This is a genomic window from Pseudomonas sp. NBRC 111133, assembly GCF_001320605.1.
Lineage (GTDB): Bacteria > Pseudomonadota > Gammaproteobacteria > Pseudomonadales > Pseudomonadaceae > Aquipseudomonas > Aquipseudomonas monteilii.
This window is the reverse complement of sequence record NZ_BCBJ01000081.1, coordinates 92,483-112,739: the sequence shown is the minus strand read 5'-3', so window position 1 is coordinate 112,739 and position 20,257 is coordinate 92,483. Positions and strand designations below refer to the sequence as shown.

The window sequence follows — 20,257 nt, the reverse complement described above, 5'->3', positions numbered from 1 at the left end:
TAGCGGCCTTCGTGGAGGTTGGTGTCTACGGGGTCGGTTTAGTCAATCTGAATCTCCGGTTTCACCTCCGTGAGGCCGGCCATCGTCATGCATCAGATCTTGATTGACACGCGTGCCGCTTTGGATAGCCTTGCAATTGAGGGCTGCAACTGCGCATTTGTCGGGCCTGGGTACCAGCATGAGCCCCCCGCAATTTTGGCAGCAGAGGAAGCTGGTTCCTCTGAAGTAGTGACGGCGGGCATTGCCAGTCGGATTCTGAACCCAAGGTCGCCAGACTAGGAGCTAAAGGATCGCTGCGACTACTCCTCATCCCTTACCGAAAAGTCACGCGTCGGTCGTAAACGGCCCTTTCCAGGCCAATCAACTTTTGTGATTGGTGAGTAGGGATTTCTCGGCTTTTCTGTGAAAAGCACCCCTTCATTTCACAAAAAAAATGGCGAAGATTCCAATTTCACGGGGTCTGGCCTATCACCTATTTTGTGAACCTACATCAGGTGTGATCCGCCAGGCACTAAAAAGCCCGCTGATGCGGGCTTTTTAGTGCCTGAAAATCAGTAACCGCTGAGAATGTTAACGATCACCCCACTGGCAATAGCCACCAGCACGTAGTCGCCATTTACATACAACCAGCGATGGTCACGCGGTGGCGCATACAAGTGGCGTGCTTTCCAGTCAGTCACCCAGTAGCGGTCGCCACGGTAGTGGGGGTCAACCACATGCCCTCGTTGCCACTGCTGGTGAGGCACCGGCATGCCTGGTTGCGGGCGGAAGTTGGGGTTGCGGTAATCGGGTGCACGGCCGTTGTCATGGCGGCCTTGCTGCTTTGGCTGGCCATGCGGCGGGTTGCCTTGGTGCGATGGGCCATCATCGTGCCGGTCGGGTGGGCCCGGTTGTGCGAAGCTGGCCAACGGTGCGCTGAGCATGAGCGCGGCGCAGATCACGCTTAGGGTTTTCTTCATTTGAGACGGTCCTCTGCCTGTTATCGCCTGGCCAGTGCTGACTGCCAGGTTCGGTTAACTGATCAGACCACGATTTTTTACGTTTAATGTCAGGGCGCAGGTAAAGGTCCGGTAAAGTCTGCCGCCCTTTCAATTCAGCCCGAGCGCCTTCAAACGGCGATAGAGCGTGCGTTCGCTCATGCCAAGATGACTGGCCAATTCGCTGCGTGAGCCTTTGAACTGCTCAAGCGCCTGCGCAAGTTCACCCAAGCCATTGCGACGGCCTTGTCCCTTGACCACCTGGGTAGGCCCGATATCTTCCGGCAAATGCTCCGGCCGAATAAGCCCGTCATCGGCAAACAAACGGGCGCGCTCCAGAATGTTACGCAACTCGCGGATGTTGCCCGGAAATGGATGTAACCCAAGCTGCTGCAAGGCATCCTTACTCAGGCTGGGCGTAGGCTTGCCAGCCATTCGCTGTAACAGGCTTTGCGCGAGCAGCGGCAGATCTTCAACCCGCTCGCGCAGCGCAGGCAGGCGAATGGGGAAACCGCTGATGCGGTAATACAGGTCTTCACGGAAGGTGCCCTGCGCGACCATTTGCTTGAGCGGTTTGTGTGTGGCAGAAACCAGGCGGAAGTCCGAGTGCACCGTGCGCAGGCTGCCCACCGGACGGAAGCTGCCGGACTCGATAAGGCGTAACAGTTTCACTTGCATCGCTAACGGTACTTCGCCGATTTCATCGAGGAACAGGGTACCGCCATGCGCGGCCTCAGCCAGGCCGATCTTGCGCTGATTGGCGCCGGTGAATGCGCCCTTCTCATAGCCGAACAACTCACTCTCGAACAACGACTCGGTCAAGCCGGTGCAATCGACCACCACCAATGGGCCGTTGGCTCTGGGGCTGCCCATGTGTAGCGCGCGCGCGAACAGCTCTTTACCGGTACCTGACTCACCCTGCAATAAAACCGGGATCTGCGCCGGCGCTGCGCGCTGCAGGCTGGACAAGGCAACTTTGAATGCGGGTGCCCGGCCGACCAGGCCTTGTTCCTGAGGCTGAGCCGATGCGAGGGCGATGGTGGTCAGGCGCTCGACAAAGGCCACCACCCTACCCTGCTCATCCAGGATCGGGCGCAGTTCGACATCGACATGCTCAGGGCCACGTGGTGTGTGATGAATGTGCAATACCCGCTCCGGCACCTTGCTGTCCCAGGCTTTGCGCATCGGGCAATGCTCGCCGGCCTGGTCGCAGGGCACGGCGTAGTGGTGCGAGACCTTGTGGCATTTTTCGCCCAGCGGGGCCTGCTCGTGGTGACCGAACTGGCGGCGATAGGCGGCGTTGGCGGCCAGGATGTTGTAGTCGGTGTCCAGCACGATGGTCGGCAGGGCATCGTGCTCAAGGTAGGAAACCAGCGCTAGGATGAGGGGATGGGTTTGGGGCATGACGACACCGTATGGATTACCGGCGCAGGGTAACAAGGACTGCCAAACACTGCCATTGGCTGTCAGTCGACTGCCATATGGGTTGTCAGTATTGCTGTCAGTTATCGGTACCTGGCCGATTTCATTGGCCCATACGCAGTAAAAAGCCTGGCATGCATCTTGATAAACCTCCTTTCACTGCCTACGCCTGTACAAGGCGCGGTGGATAATCTGGAGAACGTGATGATCATCGGCAACAACCTTCACGTGGAAGCCTTCTTCGACAAGGCGACCTCAACCATTAGCTACCTGGTCATGGATGGCGAAACGCGCAAGTGTGCATTGATCGACAGTGTCCTCGACTATGATCCCAAGTCAGGGCGTACCTGTACCGTCTCGGCGGACCAGTTGATCGACCGGGTGAAGGCGCTTGGCGCTGACGTTCAGTGGGTGCTGGAAACCCATGTGCACGCCGACCATCTCTCGGCGGCTGCCTACCTGAAGGAAAAGCTGGGTGGCCACACCGCTATCGGTGCTCACATCACCCAGGTGCAGAAAGTGTTCGGTGCGCTGTTCAACGCTGAGCCTGGCTTTGCGCGGGATGGCAGCCAGTTCGATGTACTGTTGGTAGACGAGGAAGGTTTCCGTATTGGCAACCTGCATGCCCGTGCACTGCACACCCCAGGGCACACGCCGGCGTGCATGAGTTTCATGATCGAAGACGCGGGTGAAATTGCGGTGTTCGTCGGCGATACCCTGTTCATGCCCGACTACGGCACCGCCCGTTGCGACTTCCCGGGGGCTGATGCCCGCACCCTCTACCGCTCGATCCGTCGTCTGCTGGCGTTCCCCGACCAGACACGGCTGTTCATGTGCCACGACTACCTACCGGGTGGCCGCGACATGCAGTATGTCACTACCGTGGCCGAACAGCGTGCCAGCAACATCCACATTCATCAGGGCATCGACGAAGACAGTTTTGTCGCCATGCGTGAAGCGCGCGACAAGACCCTCGACATGCCGGTGCTGATCCTGCCTTCGGTGCAGGTGAACATGCGCAGCGGCCATTTCCCCGCGCCGGAGGAGAACGGCGTGAGCTACCTGAAGATTCCGCTGAACACGCTGTAACCGCCCTGCCCCATAATCAGATTTCCAGGATTTACCGCCATGCCTGCCTTGTTGTCCCCTGCCAATACCGACCATCACAAAGTGGTCATCGTCGGTGCCGGTGCCGCCGGTATCGCTACCGCTGCCAGCCTGATCAGCCGTGACCCGTCGCTGGACGTTGCCGTGATCGACCAAGCCGAAGTGCATTACTACCAACCCGGCTGGACCATGGTCGGTGCCGGTGTGTTCAAGGCACCGAGCACTGCCCGCACCATGGCCTCGACCATTCCGCGCGGGGTACGCTGGGTCAAGGCGCGGGTGCAGGCTTTCGATCCGCTGGGCCAGTTGGTCGTCCTCGAGGACGGTCGCGCCATCAGCTATGAACAGCTGGTAGTCTGTCCCGGCCTTATGCTGGACTGGGCGGCCATTGATGGGCTCAGCGAAACCCTGGGCCGCAACGGTGTCACCTCCAACTACCGCTACGACCTGGCGCCCTATACCTGGGAGCTGGTGCACAAGCTCAAGCAAGGCCGGGCCATATTCAGCCAGCCGCCCATGCCGATCAAATGTGCGGGCGCGCCGCAGAAGGCGTTGTACCTGTCTTGCGACCACTGGTTACGCCACGGCCATCTGGGGGCCGTGAAAGCCAGCTTCTTCAATGCTGGCGCTGTGTTGTTCGGTGTGGCGGACTATGTGCCTGCGCTGATGAAGTACATAGACAAATACGCCGTGGACCTCCATTTCTCCCACCGACTGGTGGCCGTGGATGGTCCGAACAAGCGCGCCACCTTCGTGTGCACCCTGCCCGACGGCAGCAGCGAAACGCACATCGAGGCTTTTGACATGCTCCATGTGGTCCCTCCCCAGGTGGCGCCGGCCTTCATTCGTGAAAGCCCGTTGGCCGATAACGCTGGCTGGGTCGATGTCGACCCGCATACCCTGCGCCACCGCAAATACATCAACATCCATGCCCTGGGTGATGTGGCCAACACCAGCAATGCCAAGACTGCTGCGGCTGCCCGTAAGCAGGCGCCGGTCGTGGCCAACAACGTGTTGGTGGCATTGGGCAGGTTGCCTACCCTCGCCCAGTACGACGGCTATGGCTCGTGCCCGCTGACTGTAGAGCGCGGCAAAATCGTCCTGGCCGAGTTCACCTATGGCGGCAAGCTGGCACCGAGCTTCCCCAGCTGGTTGCTGGATGGCCGCAAACCAACGCGCCTGGCCTGGTTGCTGAAGGCGCAAGCGCTGCCACCGTTGTACTGGCAAGGCATGCTGAAGGGCCGCGAGTGGCTGGCTCGGCCGCAGCCGTTGGGTGCCGAGGGTGGGAAGTGATCGAGCATCAATTGTTGGGGGCGGGCCTGGGCGCGATCATCGGCGCGGTCCTGGCATTGACCGGCGCAGGCGGTGGCATTCTCGCAGTGCCTTTGTTGGTGTTCGGGCTGGGGCTGTCGATGGTCGAGGCCGCTCCGGTCGGCCTGCTGGCCGTAGGCCTGGCTGCAGCGGTTGGCGCGGTGCTGGGGCTACGACAGGGGCTGGTGCGTTATCGGGCGGCGCTGTTCATTGCGATGGTGGGTGTGGTTGCCGCGCCGTTCGGGCTGATGCTTGCGCACCGCTTGCCGAACACACCCTTGCAGTTGGTGTTCGCGGGTGTGTTGGTGTATGCCTGCCTGCGTATCTGGCGCAAGGCTGCCAAGGAGCTGCGCGGTGAGGCCAATGACGCCCATCGCTACATCGAACCCTGTGTGTTGAACCCTTTGCAGGGCCGTTTGCGCTGGACCCTTCCCTGCGCGCGTGCCCTGGCATTTACCGGGGCGTTGTCCGGGTTACTGTCCGGCCTGTTGGGTGTGGGTGGTGGCTTCGTCATCATCCCTGCGTTGAACCGCTATACCAACCTGCGCATGGCCAGCATCGTTTCCACTTCGTTGGCAGTAATCGCCTTGGTATCCACCGGAAGTGTGGTCAGCGCCAGCCTGGCGGGGGTCATGCATTGGCAGGTAGGCGCCCCGTTCGCTGCCGGCGCGGTGCTTGGTTTGCTGCTGGCACGGCCATTGACGGCCAGGCTGGCCGGGCCGCGTTTGCAGCAGATGTTTGCAGCGGCTGGTTGGGTAGCGGCCTTGCTGCTGGCCGGCAAGGCACTATTGGGCTAGCAGCTCGTGCTGTTCTGCCGCGCATAGCGCCAGCAGGTAGTCCCACACCACCCGCAGGCGCACCGACTTGTGCAACTCGCGCCGGGTGCAGATCCAGTAGCTGCGCTGGATGGTTTCGCCCGGCAGCACGCGCACCAGTGTCGGGTCGTGGCGAGCCATGTAGTTGGGCAGCACGGCGATGCCCAGGCCGGCACGGGCAGCGGCCTGTTGGGCGATGACGCTGGTACTGCGAAACACCACATTCGGCGCCCGGCAGAAACTGTTCAGAAACAGCAGTTCCTGGCTGAACAGCAGGTCGTCTACGTAGCCGATCCAGCTGTGCCTGGCCAGGTCTTCGCGGTTGCGCAGGGGCGGCGCGCGGTCCAGGTAGTCCTGGCTGGCGTACAGGGCCAGGCGGTAATCGGTGAGTTTGCGGGTAATCAGTAGGTCGGCATTGGGCCGTTCCAGGTGGATGCTGATTTCTGCCTCGCGATTGAGGATGCTGACGAAACGCGGTACGGCGACCAGCTCCACTTCCAGGCCGGGGTAACGCTCGAACAGTGCGTTCATGCGCGGGGTGAAGAACATGATGCCGATGCCTTCGGTCACCCCCAGGCGAATCTTGCCCAACGGAGTGATGGCCTGGGTGATTTCTTCCTGCGCCAGCAGCGCGACATTTTCCATGGCCTCGGCGTGCTTGAGCAGGGCCTGGCCTGAAGGGGTCAGCTCATAACCTTGGGCATGTTGTACAAACAGTGCGGTACCCAGGCTTTGCTCGATACTCTCGATGTGCCGAGCCACGGTGCTGTGGGTGGTGTTGAGGCGCTTGGCGGCAGTGAGTAGGCGGCCGCTGCGCTGCAACTCGAGGAAAAACCGCAGATCGTTCCAGTCGAACATGCTTGTCCTTTTTGGCAGTTCGTTCCGGCCTCTTCGCGGGCACGCCCGCTCCCAAGGTAACGCGATCCCTGTGGGAGCGGGCGTGCCCGCGAAGAGGCCAGTACAGGCTTACCACTGTGCTAAAACGCACAGCGGCTGCGCGAAATCTCGTGTTTCCTCCACGAAATTACTCACTAAGATGGATCGGGACAAGAATAAAAAACAGGCCCGAGGTTGCACATGCCATCAGCCGATTCTGTCTTCGACTACGTGGTCGTAGGGGCCGGTCCCGCCGGTTGCCTGCTGGCCAATCGTTTGTCCGCCGACCCTTCCTGCCGCGTCTTGCTGCTGGAAGCGGGTGGCCGCGATAACTATCCCTGGATCCACATTCCCGTGGGTTATCTCTACTGCATAGGCAACCCGCGCACGGACTGGTGTTTCAAGACCGAGGCCCAGGCTGGTCTTGGCGGTCGCGCACTGGGCTACCCGCGCGGCAAGGTGCTTGGTGGCTGCTCCTCGATCAACGGCATGATCTACATGCGCGGCCAGGCGGCCGACTATGATGCTTGGGCCGAGCAAGGTAACGACGGTTGGGCCTGGAAAGATGTATTGCCGCTGTTCAAGGCCAGCGAGAACCACTTTGCCGGCGCCAGCGAGCACCACGGCGGTGATGGCGAATGGCGGGTCGAACGCCAGCGCTACAGCTGGCCGATTCTCGATGCTTTCCGCGATGCCGCCGAGCAAAGCGGCGTCGGCAAGGTCGATGACTTCAATACCGGCGACAACCAAGGCTGTGGATACTTTCAGGTCAACCAGCGCAGCGGCGTGCGCTGGAATGCTTCCAAAGCCTTCCTGCGACCGATCAAGGACCGCGCCAACCTCACCGTGCTGACCGGCGTTCAGGTTGATCAGGTACTGCTCAACAATACCCGGGCGCGGGCGGTGAAAGCATTTTGGCAAGGCGCTTGGCACGAGTTTGCGGCGCGCCGCGAGATTATCCTTTGCGCCGGCGCCGTTGGTTCACCAGGCATTCTGCAGCGCTCCGGCATCGGCCCGCGACAGCTGCTGGAAAGCCTGGGTATCGGCGTTCGCCACGACATGCCGGGCGTTGGCGGCAACCTTCAGGACCACCTGCAACTGCGCCTGATCTACCAGATCCGCAACACCCGCACCTTGAACCAGATGGCCAACAGCCTGTTGGGCAAGATGGGAATGGGCCTGCGTTATCTCTATGACCGCAGTGGCCCGCTGGCCATGGCGCCGAGTCAATTGGGTGCATTTGTGCGTTCAAGTCCGGATCAGGCCACTGCCAACCTGCAGTACCACGTGCAGCCGCTATCACTGGAGCGCTTCGGCGAGCCGTTGCATCCGTTCCCGGCGTTCACCGCTTCGGTGTGTAACTTGCGCCCGGCCAGCCGCGGGCGTATCGATATCCGCAGCACCGACATGAACAGCACGCCGCTGATCGACCCCAATTACCTCAGTGACCCACAAGACCTGCGCGTCGCTGCCGAAGCCATTCGTCTTACCCGGCGCATCGTCCAGGCCCCTGCCCTCGCGGCGTTCGAGCCCAAGGAATACCTGCCGGGCCCGGCCCTGCAAACCGAGGAAGAACTGTTCGAGGCCGCCGGCAAAATCGGCACCACCATCTTCCACCCGGTCGGTACCTGCCGCATGGGCACCGGCGCCCTGGACGTTGTGGATAACCAGCTGCGCGTACACGGCATCCCCGGCCTGCGCGTAGCGGATGCCTCGATCATGCCGCAGATCACTTCGGGCAATACCTGCTCACCCACCCTCATGATCGCCGAAAAGGCGGCGCAACTGATTCTCAAAGGAGCTGCGACCCAAACCTATCTGAATGAAGACGCCTTACCGACGCCCTGACCGGGTGCGTGCAGTACCGGCGGCTTGCGGTCAGAGGCTGCCGACAGTGGAACAACAAGAATAATCACTGTGGCCTGCGGGCCGAGGACAGCAACGATGTCGGATTACATCCAAGAGCAGGGTGCGGCGGCCAGCAGCTCCAGCCGCCGTGAAGAACGCAAGATCATTTTCGCGTCATCCCTCGGGACAGTTTTCGAGTGGTATGACTTTTTTCTCTATGGCGCGTTGGCAGCGGTCATCAGCAAGCAGTTTTTTGCGGGTGTGAACGACACCACTGCCTTCATCTTCGCCCTTATGGCCTTCGCCGCCGGTTTTCTGGTGCGGCCCTTCGGTGCGCTGGTGTTCGGCCGCCTGGGCGATATGATCGGGCGCAAGTACACCTTTTTGGTCACCATCGTGCTGATGGGCCTGTCCACCTTCGCAGTGGGGCTGTTGCCCACCTATGCCAGCATCGGCATCGCAGCACCGATCATCCTGGTGATTTTGCGGATGTTGCAGGGGCTGGCACTGGGCGGTGAGTACGGCGGTGCTGCCACTTATGTGGCTGAACACGCACCGCCTGGCAAGCGTGGCTTCCACACCGGTTTCATCCAGTCCACCGCCACCCTTGGGCTGCTGCTGTCGCTGCTGGTGGTACTGGGCAGCCGCTATATCAGCGGCGACCAGTTCGAAACCTGGGGCTGGCGCCTGCCGTTCCTGCTGTCGATCGTGCTGCTGGCCATCTCCACCTGGATTCGTATGAGCATGCACGAATCGCCGGCGTTCGTGAAAATGAAGGCCCAGGGCAAGGTGAGCAAATCGCCGATCCGTGAGTCGTTCACCTCCTGGCCAAACCTGAAAGTGGTACTTACCGCCCTGTTCAGCATCAACGCCGGGCAAGCCGTGACCTTCTACACGGCACAGTTCTACGTGCTGTTCTTCATGACCCAGATGCTGAAGATGGACCCGGCACAGGCCAACACCCTGCTGATCATCAGTGTGGTGATTGGTGCGCCGTTCTTCGTGTTCTTCGGCTGGTTGTCCGACCGTATCGGTCGCAAGCCGATTCTGATGCTCGGCCTGCTGCTGGCCACCGTGTTGTACTTCCCGCTGTTCAAGGCTCTGAGCCACTACGCCAACCCGCAGATTGATGCCGCCAGCCGCCAGGCGCCGATCGTGGTAACCGCCGACCCGCAAGGCTGCACCTTCCAGTTCGACCCGGTGGGCAAAGCGCGTTTCGACAGCCCGTGCGACAAGGTCAAGACGTTCCTGGTCAAGCAGGGCTTGCCGTACAAATCGGTAAGCGTGGCGGGCAGTGATGTAGTGGTGAATATTGGCGACAAGGCCATCAATGGCTTCGACGAAACCGCCATGCGCGCGGCAATCGAGCAGGCGGGCTACCCAGCCAAGGCCGACCCGGCGCAGGTCAACCAGGTGATGGTGGTGGTGCTGATCGTGGCGATGATTCTGATCGCGACCATGACCTACGGCCCCTTGGCGGCGGTAATGGTCGAACTGTTCCCGACCCGTATCCGCTACACCTCGATGTCACTGCCCTACCACATTGGCAACGGCTGGTTCGGCGGCTTCCTACCGACGGTTTCGTTCGCGCTGGTGGTGTACACCGGGGATATTTTCTACGGGCTGTGGTACCCGATTCTGGTGACCGGGGTGAGCCTGGTGGTGGGTATCTTCTGCCTCAAAGAAACCAAGGATGTGGATATCGACAAGGTCTGATGCTGTCCACACGCCATAAAAAAACCGGCTGTAAAAGCCGGTTTTTTTATGCCCCGAAAAAACTTATGCACGATTTTAAGAAAAATGTCATACGTAGAAATAAACAGTTAATTCAATTACTTAGAGATCACTTGAAGCATTCGATCGAAAAACTGCTCACAAGTTATCCACAGAAAATCAAGCTGTCTGTTCCTGGGGTTTTTCCGCTGCTGGCGGCAGCGAACCCATGGCCCGCTGAGTCGCCTCGTTCCACGCTGCGGCGCGGTCGTTGAGCTCTGCAATGGCACGTGGCCCGCTGCCGTTGGCGTACATGGGTTCGCCAATGACCACCTCGATGGTGCCAGAGCGTTTGCCCCAACCCGTCTTTGGCCAGAACTTGCCCGCGTTGTGGGCAATCGGCAGCACCGGCAGCCCGGCATTTACCGCCAGAGCGGTACCGCCACGGGAAAACTTACCCACCGTGCCGAAGGGCACGCGGGTGCCTTCCGGGAAAATCAGCACCCAGGTCTTCTGCTTGAGCAGCTCGTCACCCTTGCTCGCTACCTGGCGCAGGGCTTCCTTGGGGTTGTCGCGGTTGATCGCGATCGGTCGCAGCATGGCCATGGCCCAGCCGAAGAACGGCACATACAGCAGCTCGCGCTTGAGCACTTGGCTCAACGGCGAGAAGTACTGGGACAGGAAGAAGGTTTCCCAGGTGCTCTGGTGGTTCGACAGGATCACGCAAGGCTCATTGGGCACGTTCTCGGCACCCGTGATCTTGTAGTCGATGCCGAGGATGGTGCGCACCAGGAACAGCGCGCAGCGGCACCAATATACGTTGATGAACTTGTAGCGCTTGGGGAACGACAGGAACGGCGCGACGAAAAAGCTCAGCGAGCACCACAGCAGCGAACTGGTGCCCAGCAGCAGGTAAAAAAGAAAGATTCTGATCGCCTGCAGGATCGACATAGTGGCTTGTACCATTGCGGGGCATGCCCGCCTGAGAAAAGTGCGCCAGAAGCGCACTGTTTAAATTAGTTCTCTGGCGATAGCTGCCAGATCGTCGAAAATCAGTGTAGTTTCCGGGACACCTTTTTCCAGGGTCCGCTCGCCCTTGCCGGTTTTCACCAACACGGGTTGTGCACCGACGGCCAGGGCGGCCTCCAGGTCACCTTTGCTATCGCCAACAAACCAGACGCCCTCAAGGCCGACCTGGTAATGCTCGGCGATAGCCCGCAGCATGCCAGGCTTGGGCTTGCGGCAACCGCAGCCTTCGTCCGGCCCATGCGGGCAATACACGATATGGCCCACCTCGCCGCCCTGCTCGGCCACCAGCGCGCGCAGGCGCGCGTGCATGGCCTGAAGGGTTGCCAGCGTGTAATAGCCACGGGCAATACCGGACTGGTTGGTGGCCACGGCCACCTTCCAGCCCGCCTTGCTCAACTGCGCGATCGCTTCGACCGAACCCGGGATCGGTACCCACTCTTCCAGCGTCTTGATATAGGCGTCGGAGTCATGGTTGATCACCCCGTCACGGTCGAGAATCAGCAGTTTCAAGGCTTACCCCAGCAGCGAAATGTCGGCCACGCCCAGGAACAGACCGCGCAGGCGGCTGAGCAGGGCATAACGGTTGGCGCGTACCTTGGCGTCTTCGGCGTTGACCATCACCGCCTCGAAGAAGGCGTCCACCGGGTCACGCAGGGCCGCCAGGCGGGCCAGCGATTCGCTGTACTGGCGTGCAGCAGCCATCGGTTGCACGGCCTGGTCGGCCTGCTGAATGGCCGAGTACAGGGAGAACTCGTTGGCATTGTCGAAGTACTTGGGCTCGACCTGTTCGGCGATGGCGCCTTCGGCCTTGCTCAGCAGGTTCGACACACGCTTGTTCACCGCGGCCAGGGCTTCGGCTTCCGGCAGCTTGCGGAAGGCCTGCACGGCCTGTACGCGCTGGTCGAAGTCCAGGGCAGAGCCTGGCTGCAGGGCACGCACCGACAGGTAGGTGGCCACGTCGATGCCTTCGTCTTCGTAACGTGCACGCAGGCGGTCGAAGATGAACTCCAGCACCTGCTCCGACAAGCCGGCAGCTTTGACCTTGGCACCGAACTGCTTGACCGCGAACTCGACCGCGCCGGTCAGGTTCAGGTCCAGCTGCTTCTCGATCAGGATACGCAGCACGCCCAAGGCAGCACGGCGCAGGGCGTACGGGTCTTTGCTGCCGGTTGGCAGCATGCCGATGCCGAAGATACCCACCAGGGTATCGAGCTTGTCGGCGATGGCCACGGCAGCCCCGGTAAGGGTCTGCGGCAGCTCGGCGCCAGCACCGCGCGGCATGTACTGCTCGTTCAGGGCCAGGGCCACATCTTCCGGCTCACCGTCGTTGAGCGCGTAGTAGTAACCGGCAACACCCTGCATTTCAGGGAATTCGCCAACCATCTCGGTGGCCAGGTCGCACTTGGACAGCAGGCCGGCACGGCCGGCGCGCTGGGCGTCGCCGCCGATCAGCGGGGCGATGAAGGCGGCCAGTTTGGAAACGCGCTCGGCTTTGTCGTATACAGTGCCCAGCTGGGCCTGGAACACCACGTTCTTGAGGCGCTCGTTGAAGGTTTCCAGCGGCTGTTTCTTGTCTTGCTTGAAGAAGAACTCGGCGTCGGTCAGGCGTGGGCGCACGACCTTCTCGTTGCCCTGCACGATCTGCTTCGGGTCGCGGCTTTCAACGTTGGCCACGGTGATGAAGCGCGGCAGCAGCTTGCCTTCGCTGTCCAGCAGGCAGAAGTACTTCTGGTTGTCCTGCATGGTGGTGATCAGGGCTTCCTGCGGCACTTCGAGGAAGCGCTCCTCGAACGAGCACACCAGCGGCACCGGCCACTCGACCAGGGCAGTCACTTCGTCCAGCAGCGCCGGTGGCACGATGGCAGTGCCTTCCTGCTGCATGGCCAGCTCGGCGGTACGCTTGCTGATCAGCTCGCGCCGCTCGGCGAAGTCGGCCAGCACGTAGGCTTTGCGCAGGTCTTCGACGTAGTTGGCCGGGGTGGTGATGACCACGTTCTCCGGGTGGTGGAAGCGGTGACCACGGGATTCACGGCCGGCCTTCTGCGACAGGATGGTGCAGTCGACCACCTGGTCGCCCAGCAGCATCACCAGCCATTGCGTTGGGCGCACGAACTCTTCACGGCTGGCCGCCCAGCGCATGCGCTTGGGGATTGGCAGGTCGTTGAGCGAATCTTCGACGATGGTTGGCAGCAGACCGGCAGTGGCCTTGCCCGGGATGTGCTGGGAGAAGCGCAGCTTGGGGCCGCTTTGGTCGATTTCGGCCAGTTCCACGCCACACTTCTTGGCGAAGCCCAGGGCAGCCTGGGTCGGCTCGCCGTCTTTGAAAGCAGCCTGCAGGGGCGGGCCGTCGATGTTGATGCTGCGGTCAGGCTGCTGCACATCCAGCTGGCGAATCAGCACGGCCAGGCGACGCGGTGCGGCATACACCTGCTTGCCGGTGTAGTTCAGGCCAGCAGCTTGCAGGCCCTTCTCGATACCGGCCAGGAAGGCTTCGCCGAGGCTGGCGAGGGCTTTCGGTGGCAGCTCTTCGGTGCCCAGTTCTACCAGGAAATCTTGAGCACTCATTGTGCAGCCTCCAGCTTAGCCAACACTTCGTCACGCAGTTCAGGGGTGGCCATCGGGAAGCCCAGGCGTGCGCGGGCTTGCAGATAGCTTTGCGCCACGTCCCGGGCCAGGGTACGTACACGCAGGATGTAACGCTGGCGCTCGGTAACCGAGATGGCGCGGCGGGCGTCCAGCAGGTTGAAGGTGTGCGAGGCCTTCAGGACCATTTCGTAGGTCGGCAGCGGCAGCTCCAGCTTGATCAGGCGGTTCGCTTCGCTTTCGTAGAAGTCGAACAGTTCGAACAGCTTGTCGACGTTGGCGTGTTCGAAGTTGTAGGTCGACTGCTCCACTTCGTTCTGGTGGAACACGTCGCCATAGGTGACCTTGCCGAACGGGCCGTCGGCCCACACTAGGTCGTACACCGAGTCGACGCCCTGGATATACATGGCCAGGCGCTCCAGCCCGTAGGTGATTTCACCGGTGACCGGGTAGCACTCGATGCCGCCTACCTGCTGGAAGTAGGTGAACTGGGTCACTTCCATGCCGTTCAGCCAGATTTCCCAGCCCAGGCCCCAGGCGCCGAGGGTTGGCGATTCCCAGTTGTCTTCGACGAAGCGGATGTCGTGCACCAGCGGGTCCAGGCCGATGGCTTTCAGCGAGCCGAGGTAAAGCTCCTGGAAGTTGGCCGGGTTCGGCTTGAGCACCACCTGGAACTGGTAGTAGTGCTGCAGGCGGTTGGGGTTTTCGCCATACCGCCCGTCGGCAGGGCGACGGCTAGGCTGCACATAGGCGGCGTTCCAGGTTTCTGGACCCACGGCGCGCAGGAATGTAGCGGTGTGGAAAGTGCCGGCGCCTACTTCCATATCGTAGGGCTGAAGCACCACACAACCTTGAGCTGCCCAGTAGTTTTGCAGGGCGAGGATCAGGTCTTGGAAGGTACGCACGGCTGGCGTAGGCTGGCTCACGAAATTCACCTGTATCTGGGGATGCGGATGTAAAGAGCGGGAGTATAACCTGATTCGCCTCGCCCTCTACTCATTGGAGCCTTATGCCACGCTGCTTTTGGTGTACCGACGATCCGTTGTACCAGGCCTACCATGACCAGGAATGGGGAACGCCACAGCGCGACCCGGCGTTGCTCTTCGAGATGCTTTTGCTCGAAGGGTTCCAGGCGGGGCTTTCGTGGATCACTGTTTTGCGCAAACGCGCGCGTTATCGCGAGGTGATGTACGGCTTCGACCCTGTGCAGTTGGCCGCCATGAGCGACGAACGTATCGAAGAACTGATGCAGGATGCCGGCATCATCCGCAACCGGCTCAAACTCAAGGCCGCCCGGCGCAACGCGCAGGCCTGGCTGGCTGTGGATAACCCCGCCGATTGGTTATGGTCGTTCGTTGGCGGGGAGCCGAAGGTCAACCATTTCGCGGGCCGTAGCGATGTGCCGGCGGTCACCGATGAAGCCAAGGCCATGAGCAAGGCCCTGCAGAAAGCCGGCTTCACGTTCGTCGGCCCGACCATCTGCTACGCCTTCATGCAAGCTACCGGCATGGTCATGGACCACACCACCGATTGCGATCGCTACGCCGCCTTGCTGCGCTGAGGGGTTACAATGCGCGCCTTGCTGAAATAAGGAATTCGCCTGTGGAAAAGTTCAAGGGCGCCCTGATGGTCGGGGTGCTGCGCCTGTTTGCCAAGCTGCCCTGGGGTGCTGTGCAGCGCGTCGGCGCGGGTATTGGCTGGCTGATGTGGAAGATCCCCAACAGTTCGCGCAACGTGGTGCGCATCAACCTGGCCAAGTGTTTCCCGGAGATGGACCCGGTTGCCCGTGAGCAACTGGTCGGCCAGGCGCTACGGGATATTGGTAAGTCCTTTGTCGAAAGTGCCTGTGCCTGGATCTGGCCGCCGCAGCGTTCGCTGGAGCTGGTCAAGGAAGTGCATGGACTGGAAGTGCTGGAACAGGCTTTGGCCTCGGGCAAGGGTGTGGTGGGTATCACCAGCCACCTGGGCAACTGGGAGGTGTTGAACCACTTCTACTGCAACCAGTGCAAACCGATCATCTTCTACCGCCCACCCAAGCTCAAGGCAGTGGATGACCTGCTGCGCGAGCAGCGCGTGCAGATGGGCAACCGCGTGGCGCCTTCGACCAAGGAAGGCATTCTCAGCGTGATCAAGGAAGTGCGCCGGGGTGGCCAGGTGGGTATTCCTGCCGACCCGGAGCCAGCGGAATCGGCGGGGGTGTTCGTACCGTTCCTCGGCACCCAGGCGCTGACCAGCAAGTTCGTGCCGAACATGCTGGCCGGTGGCAAGGCGGTGGGGGTGTTCCTGCATGCGCTGCGGCTGCCGGATGGCTCGGGCTTCAAAGTGTTCCTGGAAGCTGCGCCAGAAGAGATGTACAGCACCGACGTGAACGTGTCGGCCGCGGCAATGAGCAAGGTGGTCGAGCGTTATGTGCGCGAGTACCCGAGCCAGTACATGTGGAGCATGAAGCGCTTCAAGAAGCGCCCGGCGGGCGAGCCGCGCTGGTACTGAGATTTTCGGGGCGCTTCGCGCCCCATTCGCAGGCAAGCCAGCTCCCACTCGGTCCCTGTGGGAGCTGGCTTGTCGTGGCGACGAACCGCTGCGATGGGCGGCAAAGCCGCCCCGGTAATTTCAGACTTTGTTGAGCTTCTTCAGAAACACGGCCATCTCTTTCTCGGCCTGCTTGTCCCCATGGGCCAGCGCTGCCTCGATCCCCTCCTCCCAGGCCTTGCGCGCCGCCGTCAGGTCGCCCTGCAACTGATACGCCTTGCCCAGCAGCTTCCAGGCTGCGGAGTACTTCGGATCCTGCTCAACACACCGGGCTAGGTGCTCCGCCGCTTCAGCGCCGTTGCCTTCATCCAGCCAGGCCTTGCCCAGGCCAAACCTCAGCAGCGGGTTATCCACACCCTTGGCCAGCATCTTCTCCAGCGATTCGCGCATGCCTTCTTCTCCTAGAAGAAACTCAAGCCGACGTGGAACAGCTTCTCCACATCCCGAATATGCTTTTTATCCACAACGAACAGGATCACATGGTCACCCGACTCGATCATGGTGTCGTCGTGGGCAATCATTACTTCTTCGTCACGAATGATTGCGCCAATGGTGGTACCCGGTGGCAGGGCGATGTCTTCGATGGCTTTGCCCACCACCTTGCTTGACTTCGAATCCCCGTGCGCCACCGCTTCGATGGCCTCGGCCGCGCCACGGCGCAGCGAGTGCACGCTGACAATGTCGCCACGGCGCACGTGCGCCAGCAGGGTGCCGATGGTGGCCAGCTGCGGGCTGATGGCAATGTCGATATCGCCGCCCTGCACCAGGTCGACATAGGCCGGGTTGTTGATGATGGTCATCACTTTGCCCGCGCCCAGGCGCTTGGCCAGCAGCGACGACATGATGTTGGCTTCGTCGTCGTTGGTCAGCGCCAGGAAAATATCGGCGTCGGCGATGTTCTCTTCGAGCATCAGGTCCTTGTCCGAAGCGCTGCCCTGCAGCACCACAGTGCTTTCCAGGGTATCGGAGAGGTGCCGGCAACGGGCGGGGCTCATCTCGATGATCTTCACCTGGTAGCGGCTTTCGATGGCCTCGGCCAAGCGTTCGCCGATCTGCCCGCCCCCGGCGATGACAATGCGCTTGTTGGTTTCGTCGATGCGGCGCAGCTCGCCCATCACGGCGCGGATGTCCTTCTTCGCGGCAATGAAGAACACTTCGTCGTCGGCTTCGATTACCGTGTCGCCCCGTGGGGTGATCGGCCGGTCGCGGCGGAAGATGGCTGCCACGCGGGTATCGACGTTAGGCATGTGGGCACGAATCTGGCGCAGTTGCTGGCCGACCAGCGGGCCACCGTAGTAAGCCTTTACCGCCACCAGCTGGGCCTTGCCTTCGGCGAAGTCGATCACCTGCAGCGAGCCCGGGTGTTCGATCAGGCGCTTGATGTAGTTGGTCACCACCTGCTCAGGGCTGATCAGCACGTCGACCGGGATATGGTCGTTGTCGAACAGCTCTTCGCGGGTGAGGTAGGCCGACTCGCGTACACGGGCGATCTTGGTCGGGGTGTGGAACAGCGAATAGGCTACCTGACAGGCGACCATGTTGGTTTCATCGCTGTTGGTCACCGCTACCAGCATGTCGGCATCGTCAGCACCGGCCTGGCGCAGCACCGTCGGCAGCGAGCCGCGGCCTTGCACGGTGCGGATGTCCAGGCGGTCGCCCAGGTCGCGCAGGCGGTCGCCATCGGTGTCGACCACGGTGATGTCGTTGGCTTCGCTGGCCAGGTGCTCTGCCAGCGTACCGCCTACCTGGCCTGCGCCGAGGATGATGATCTTCATCCGCTACTCCCTACCTTTTGTTCTTATCCGCGCGAGGCGGCGATCTTGATCAGCTTGGCATAGTAGAAACCGTCGTGGCCGCCTTCCTGGGCCAGCAGCTGGCGACCGTGGGGCTGGCGCAGCCCGGCCTCGGTGGCCAGGCCCAGCTCACGGGCGCCCGGGGTGCGGGCCAGGAAGGCGTCGATCACTTCGGTGTTCTCGGTCGGCAGGCTGGAGCAGGTGGCGTACAGCAGCATGCCGCCTACTTCCAGGGTCGGCCACAGGGCATCCAGCAGCTCGCCTTGCAGTGAAGCCAGGGCCGGAATGTCGTCGGCCTGGCGAGTCAGCTTGATGTCCGGGTGGCGGCGGATCACGCCAGTGGCCGAGCACGGGGCGTCGAGAAGGATGCGCTGGAATGGCTTGCCGTCCCACCAGCTGGCGGTGTCACGGGCATCGCAGGCGATCAGCTCGGCGTCCAGTTGCAGGCGGTCAAGGTTCTCGCGTACGCGGGTCAGGCGCTTGGCTTCCAGGTCGATGGCCACTACGTGGGCCAGGCCGGCTTCGGCTTCGAGCAGGTGGCAGGTTTTGCCTCCCGGGGCGCAGCAGGCGTCCAGCACGCGCTGACCGGGAGCCAGTTCGAGCAGGTCGGCGGACAGCTGCGCAGCTTCGTCCTGCACGCTCACCCAGCCTTCGGCGAAGCCTGGCAGGCCGCGTACGTCGCAAGCTTCGGCCAGCACGATGCCGTCACGGCTGTACTGGCAGGCACTGGCGCTGACGCCCGCCTCGGTCAGCAATGCCAGGTAGGCATCGCGGCTGTGGTGGCGGCGGTTGACCCGCAAGATCATCGGCGGGTGGGCATTGTTGGCGGCGCAGATGGCTTCCCACTGCTCCGGCCAGAACGCTTTCAGCAACTTTTGCAGCCAGCGCGGGTGGGCGGTGCGTACCACCGGGTCGCGCTCCATGCTTGCCAACAGCTCCTCGCCTTCGCGCTGGGCGCGGCGCAGTACGGCATTGAGCAGCCCTTTGGCCCACGGCTTCTTCAGCTTGTCGGCACAGCCGACGGTTTCGCCGATGGCGGCGTGGGCGGGAATACGGGTGTAGAACAACTGATACAGGCCGACCAGCAGCAGCGCCTGCACATCGGCATCGGCGGCCTTGAACGGCTTTTGCAGCAGTTGCGCGGCCAGCAGGTCGAGGCGAGGCTGCCAGCGCGCGGTGCCGAACGCCAGGTCCTGGGTCAGGCCACGGTCGCGCTCGTCGACCTTGTCCAGCTGCGCCGGCAGCGAGCTGTTCAGCGAAGCCTTGCCGCTAAGTACAGCGGCAAGGGCACGGGCGGCGGCGAGGCGTGGGTTCATTGGCCCAGCACCTTGCCGGCGGCAAACTTCTCGCGGCGGCTGTTGAACAGGTCGCTGAAGTTCAGCGCCTTGCCGCCGGGCAGTTGCAGGCGGGTGAGGCTCAGCGCCCGGTCACCGCAGGCGACGACCAGGCCGTCCTTGCTGGCTGACAGAATTTCGCCAGGGGCGCCCTTGCCGGTGGACAGGTTGGCGGCCAGCACTTTGACGCTTTCGCCATCAAGGGTGCTGTGACACACCGGCCACGGGTTGAAGGCGCGGATCAGGCGCTCCAGTTCGACAGCCGGGCGGCTCCAGTCAATGCGGGCTTCGTCCTTGTTCAGCTTGTGCGCGTAGGTAGCCAGGGCATCGTCCTGCACTTCGCCTTGCAGCGAGCCGTCGGCCAGGCCGGCAATGGCCTGTACCACGGCAGGCGGGCCCATTTCGGCCAGGCGGTCGTGCAAGGTGCCGCCGGTGTCGTCGGCGCTGATCGGGGTCACCACCTTGAGCAGCATCGGGCCGGTGTCCAGGCCTGCTTCCATGCGCATCACGGTTACACCGCTCTCGGCGTCGCCAGCTTCCACGGCACGCTGGATCGGTGCGGCACCGCGCCAGCGTGGCAGCAGCGAGGCATGGCTATTGATGCAGCCCAGGCGCGGGATATCCAGCACCACCTGGGGCAGGATCAGGCCGTAGGCGACCACCACCATCAGGTCTGGCTTGAGCGCGGCCAGTTCAGCCTGCGCTTCGGCATTGCGCAGTGTCTGTGGCTGGAACACCGGGATGTCATGGGCCACGGCCAGCGCCTTGACCGCACTTGGCATGAGCTTCTGGCCACGGCCGGCAGGGCGGTCTGGCTGGGTGTAGACAGCCACGATTTCGTACGGGCTGTCGAGCAGGGCCTTGAGGTGTTCGGCGGCAAACTCTGGAGTGCCTGCAAAGACGATGCGCATGGAGTTCTC

At 62.0% G+C, this 20,257-nt stretch carries 18 protein-coding genes; 7 read left to right on the top strand and 11 right to left on the bottom strand.

Going from position 1 to position 20,257, the window contains the following annotated elements:
• Window positions 1-551: 551 nt before the first annotated feature.
• Both APH36_RS19350 and APH36_RS19345 read right to left on the bottom strand, forming a co-directional pair.
• Window positions 552-959: an RcnB family protein gene (locus tag APH36_RS19350; protein ID WP_060499872.1), complete on the bottom strand. Its 408-nt coding sequence runs from the start codon at window positions 957-959 to the stop codon at window positions 552-554.
• A 129-nt stretch (window positions 960-1,088) separates the two neighbouring features.
• A complete protein-coding gene (locus APH36_RS19345) occupies window positions 1,089-2,381 on the bottom strand; it encodes a sigma-54-dependent Fis family transcriptional regulator (protein ID WP_060499871.1) in 1,293 nt (430 codons plus the stop codon).
• Window positions 2,382-2,603: 222 nt separating this feature from the next.
• On the opposite strand from APH36_RS19345, the gene APH36_RS19340 reads away from it, so the two are divergent.
• The 3 genes from APH36_RS19340 to APH36_RS19330 are packed head-to-tail and all read left to right on the top strand — an operon-like array spanning window position 2,604 to window position 5,614.
• Window positions 2,604-3,488: an MBL fold metallo-hydrolase gene (locus APH36_RS19340; RefSeq protein ID WP_060499870.1), complete on the top strand. Its 885-nt coding sequence runs from the start codon at window positions 2,604-2,606 to the stop codon at window positions 3,486-3,488.
• 39 nt (window positions 3,489-3,527) lie between these two features.
• A complete protein-coding gene (locus tag APH36_RS19335; RefSeq protein ID WP_060499869.1) occupies window positions 3,528-4,799 on the top strand; it encodes an FAD/NAD(P)-binding oxidoreductase in 1,272 nt (423 codons plus the stop codon).
• Window positions 4,796-5,614, top strand: coding sequence for a sulfite exporter TauE/SafE family protein (locus APH36_RS19330; protein WP_060499868.1), 819 nt, complete (start codon window positions 4,796-4,798; stop codon window positions 5,612-5,614). The genes APH36_RS19335 and APH36_RS19330 overlap by 4 nt, the downstream gene beginning before the upstream one ends.
• Here APH36_RS19330 and APH36_RS19325 read toward each other — a convergent pair.
• Window positions 5,603-6,490, bottom strand: coding sequence for a LysR family transcriptional regulator (locus APH36_RS19325; RefSeq protein WP_060499867.1), 888 nt, complete (start codon window positions 6,488-6,490; stop codon window positions 5,603-5,605). The two genes, APH36_RS19330 and APH36_RS19325, sit on opposite strands and share 12 nt — an antisense overlap.
• Before the next feature lie 219 nt (window positions 6,491-6,709).
• On the opposite strand from APH36_RS19325, the gene APH36_RS19320 reads away from it, so the two are divergent.
• Both APH36_RS19320 and APH36_RS19315 read left to right on the top strand, forming a co-directional pair.
• On the top strand, window positions 6,710-8,356 hold the full coding sequence (locus APH36_RS19320; protein WP_060499866.1) for a GMC family oxidoreductase: 1,647 nt from the start codon (window positions 6,710-6,712) through the stop codon (window positions 8,354-8,356).
• A gap of 96 nt (window positions 8,357-8,452) precedes the next feature.
• The gene (locus APH36_RS19315) at window positions 8,453-10,072 is read left to right on the top strand and encodes an MFS transporter (protein WP_028699544.1); all 1,620 of its coding nucleotides are present in this window, start codon (window positions 8,453-8,455) and stop codon (window positions 10,070-10,072) included.
• A 177-nt stretch (window positions 10,073-10,249) separates the two neighbouring features.
• Here APH36_RS19315 and APH36_RS19310 read toward each other — a convergent pair whose 3' ends face one another.
• The 4 genes from APH36_RS19310 to glyQ are packed head-to-tail and all read right to left on the bottom strand — an operon-like array spanning window position 10,250 to window position 14,607.
• A complete protein-coding gene (locus APH36_RS19310; protein ID WP_019099404.1) occupies window positions 10,250-11,035 on the bottom strand; it encodes a 1-acyl-sn-glycerol-3-phosphate acyltransferase in 786 nt (261 codons plus the stop codon).
• Between the two features lie 45 nt (window positions 11,036-11,080).
• Complete coding sequence (gene gmhB / locus APH36_RS19305) at window positions 11,081-11,608, bottom strand: D-glycero-beta-D-manno-heptose 1,7-bisphosphate 7-phosphatase (protein WP_060499865.1); 528 nt, start codon at window positions 11,606-11,608, stop codon at window positions 11,081-11,083.
• A gap of 3 nt (window positions 11,609-11,611) precedes the next feature.
• The gene (gene glyS / locus APH36_RS19300) at window positions 11,612-13,663 is read right to left on the bottom strand and encodes a glycine--tRNA ligase subunit beta (protein WP_016712790.1); all 2,052 of its coding nucleotides are present in this window, start codon (window positions 13,661-13,663) and stop codon (window positions 11,612-11,614) included.
• Complete coding sequence (gene glyQ, locus APH36_RS19295; protein ID WP_003253126.1) at window positions 13,660-14,607, bottom strand: glycine--tRNA ligase subunit alpha; 948 nt, start codon at window positions 14,605-14,607, stop codon at window positions 13,660-13,662. Before glyQ ends, glyS begins: the two co-directional genes overlap by 4 nt.
• A gap of 83 nt (window positions 14,608-14,690) precedes the next feature.
• Here glyQ and APH36_RS19290 point away from each other — a divergent pair, with 83 nt between their 5' ends.
• Both APH36_RS19290 and APH36_RS19285 read left to right on the top strand, forming a co-directional pair.
• Window positions 14,691-15,242, top strand: coding sequence for a DNA-3-methyladenine glycosylase I (locus tag APH36_RS19290; RefSeq protein WP_060499864.1), 552 nt, complete (start codon window positions 14,691-14,693; stop codon window positions 15,240-15,242).
• A gap of 41 nt (window positions 15,243-15,283) precedes the next feature.
• Entirely contained in the window at window positions 15,284-16,171 is an 888-nt protein-coding gene (locus APH36_RS19285; protein ID WP_003253121.1) for a lysophospholipid acyltransferase, read from the top strand.
• A 120-nt stretch (window positions 16,172-16,291) separates the two neighbouring features.
• Here APH36_RS19285 and APH36_RS19280 read toward each other — a convergent pair whose 3' ends face one another.
• From APH36_RS19280 to fmt, 4 genes are read right to left on the bottom strand one after another with little or no spacing between them, the layout of a single operon-like run.
• Window positions 16,292-16,600: a tetratricopeptide repeat protein gene (locus tag APH36_RS19280; RefSeq protein WP_060499863.1), complete on the bottom strand. Its 309-nt coding sequence runs from the start codon at window positions 16,598-16,600 to the stop codon at window positions 16,292-16,294.
• 11 nt (window positions 16,601-16,611) lie between these two features.
• Window positions 16,612-17,985, bottom strand: a complete 1,374-nt coding sequence (gene trkA / locus APH36_RS19275) for a Trk system potassium transporter TrkA (protein WP_016712794.1) — start codon at window positions 17,983-17,985, stop codon at window positions 16,612-16,614.
• A gap of 23 nt (window positions 17,986-18,008) precedes the next feature.
• Entirely contained in the window at window positions 18,009-19,319 is a 1,311-nt protein-coding gene (gene rsmB / locus APH36_RS19270) for a 16S rRNA (cytosine(967)-C(5))-methyltransferase RsmB (protein WP_060499862.1), read from the bottom strand.
• Window positions 19,316-20,248 (bottom strand): methionyl-tRNA formyltransferase, encoded by a 933-nt coding sequence (gene fmt, locus APH36_RS19265; RefSeq protein ID WP_060499861.1) that lies wholly within the window; start codon window positions 20,246-20,248, stop codon window positions 19,316-19,318. The genes rsmB and fmt overlap by 4 nt, the downstream gene beginning before the upstream one ends.
• Between the last annotated feature and the right edge of the window lie 9 nt (window positions 20,249-20,257).

What these genes read in the sequence shown, in the direction of transcription:
- APH36_RS19320 (WP_060499866.1), top strand. Translation starts at nt 6,710, where the DNA reads ATGCCATCAGCCGATTCTGTCTTCGACTACGTGGTCGTAGGGGCCGGT.
- fmt (WP_060499861.1), bottom strand. Translation starts at nt 20,248, where the DNA reads ATGCGCATCGTCTTTGCAGGCACTCCAGAGTTTGCCGCCGAACACCTC.
- APH36_RS19340 (WP_060499870.1), top strand. Translation starts at nt 2,604, where the DNA reads ATGATCATCGGCAACAACCTTCACGTGGAAGCCTTCTTCGACAAGGCG.
- APH36_RS19350 (WP_060499872.1), bottom strand. Translation starts at nt 959, where the DNA reads ATGAAGAAAACCCTAAGCGTGATCTGCGCCGCGCTCATGCTCAGCGCA.
- glyS (WP_016712790.1), bottom strand. Translation starts at nt 13,663, where the DNA reads ATGAGTGCTCAAGATTTCCTGGTAGAACTGGGCACCGAAGAGCTGCCA.
- APH36_RS19290 (WP_060499864.1), top strand. Translation starts at nt 14,691, where the DNA reads ATGCCACGCTGCTTTTGGTGTACCGACGATCCGTTGTACCAGGCCTAC.
- APH36_RS19325 (WP_060499867.1), bottom strand. Translation starts at nt 6,490, where the DNA reads ATGTTCGACTGGAACGATCTGCGGTTTTTCCTCGAGTTGCAGCGCAGC.
- APH36_RS19335 (WP_060499869.1), top strand. Translation starts at nt 3,528, where the DNA reads ATGCCTGCCTTGTTGTCCCCTGCCAATACCGACCATCACAAAGTGGTC.
- APH36_RS19280 (WP_060499863.1), bottom strand. Translation starts at nt 16,600, where the DNA reads ATGCGCGAATCGCTGGAGAAGATGCTGGCCAAGGGTGTGGATAACCCG.
- APH36_RS19345 (WP_060499871.1), bottom strand. Translation starts at nt 2,381, where the DNA reads ATGCCCCAAACCCATCCCCTCATCCTAGCGCTGGTTTCCTACCTTGAG.
- rsmB (WP_060499862.1), bottom strand. Translation starts at nt 19,319, where the DNA reads ATGAACCCACGCCTCGCCGCCGCCCGTGCCCTTGCCGCTGTACTTAGC.
- APH36_RS19315 (WP_028699544.1), top strand. Translation starts at nt 8,453, where the DNA reads ATGTCGGATTACATCCAAGAGCAGGGTGCGGCGGCCAGCAGCTCCAGC.
- trkA (WP_016712794.1), bottom strand. Translation starts at nt 17,985, where the DNA reads ATGAAGATCATCATCCTCGGCGCAGGCCAGGTAGGCGGTACGCTGGCA.
- APH36_RS19310 (WP_019099404.1), bottom strand. Translation starts at nt 11,035, where the DNA reads ATGGTACAAGCCACTATGTCGATCCTGCAGGCGATCAGAATCTTTCTT.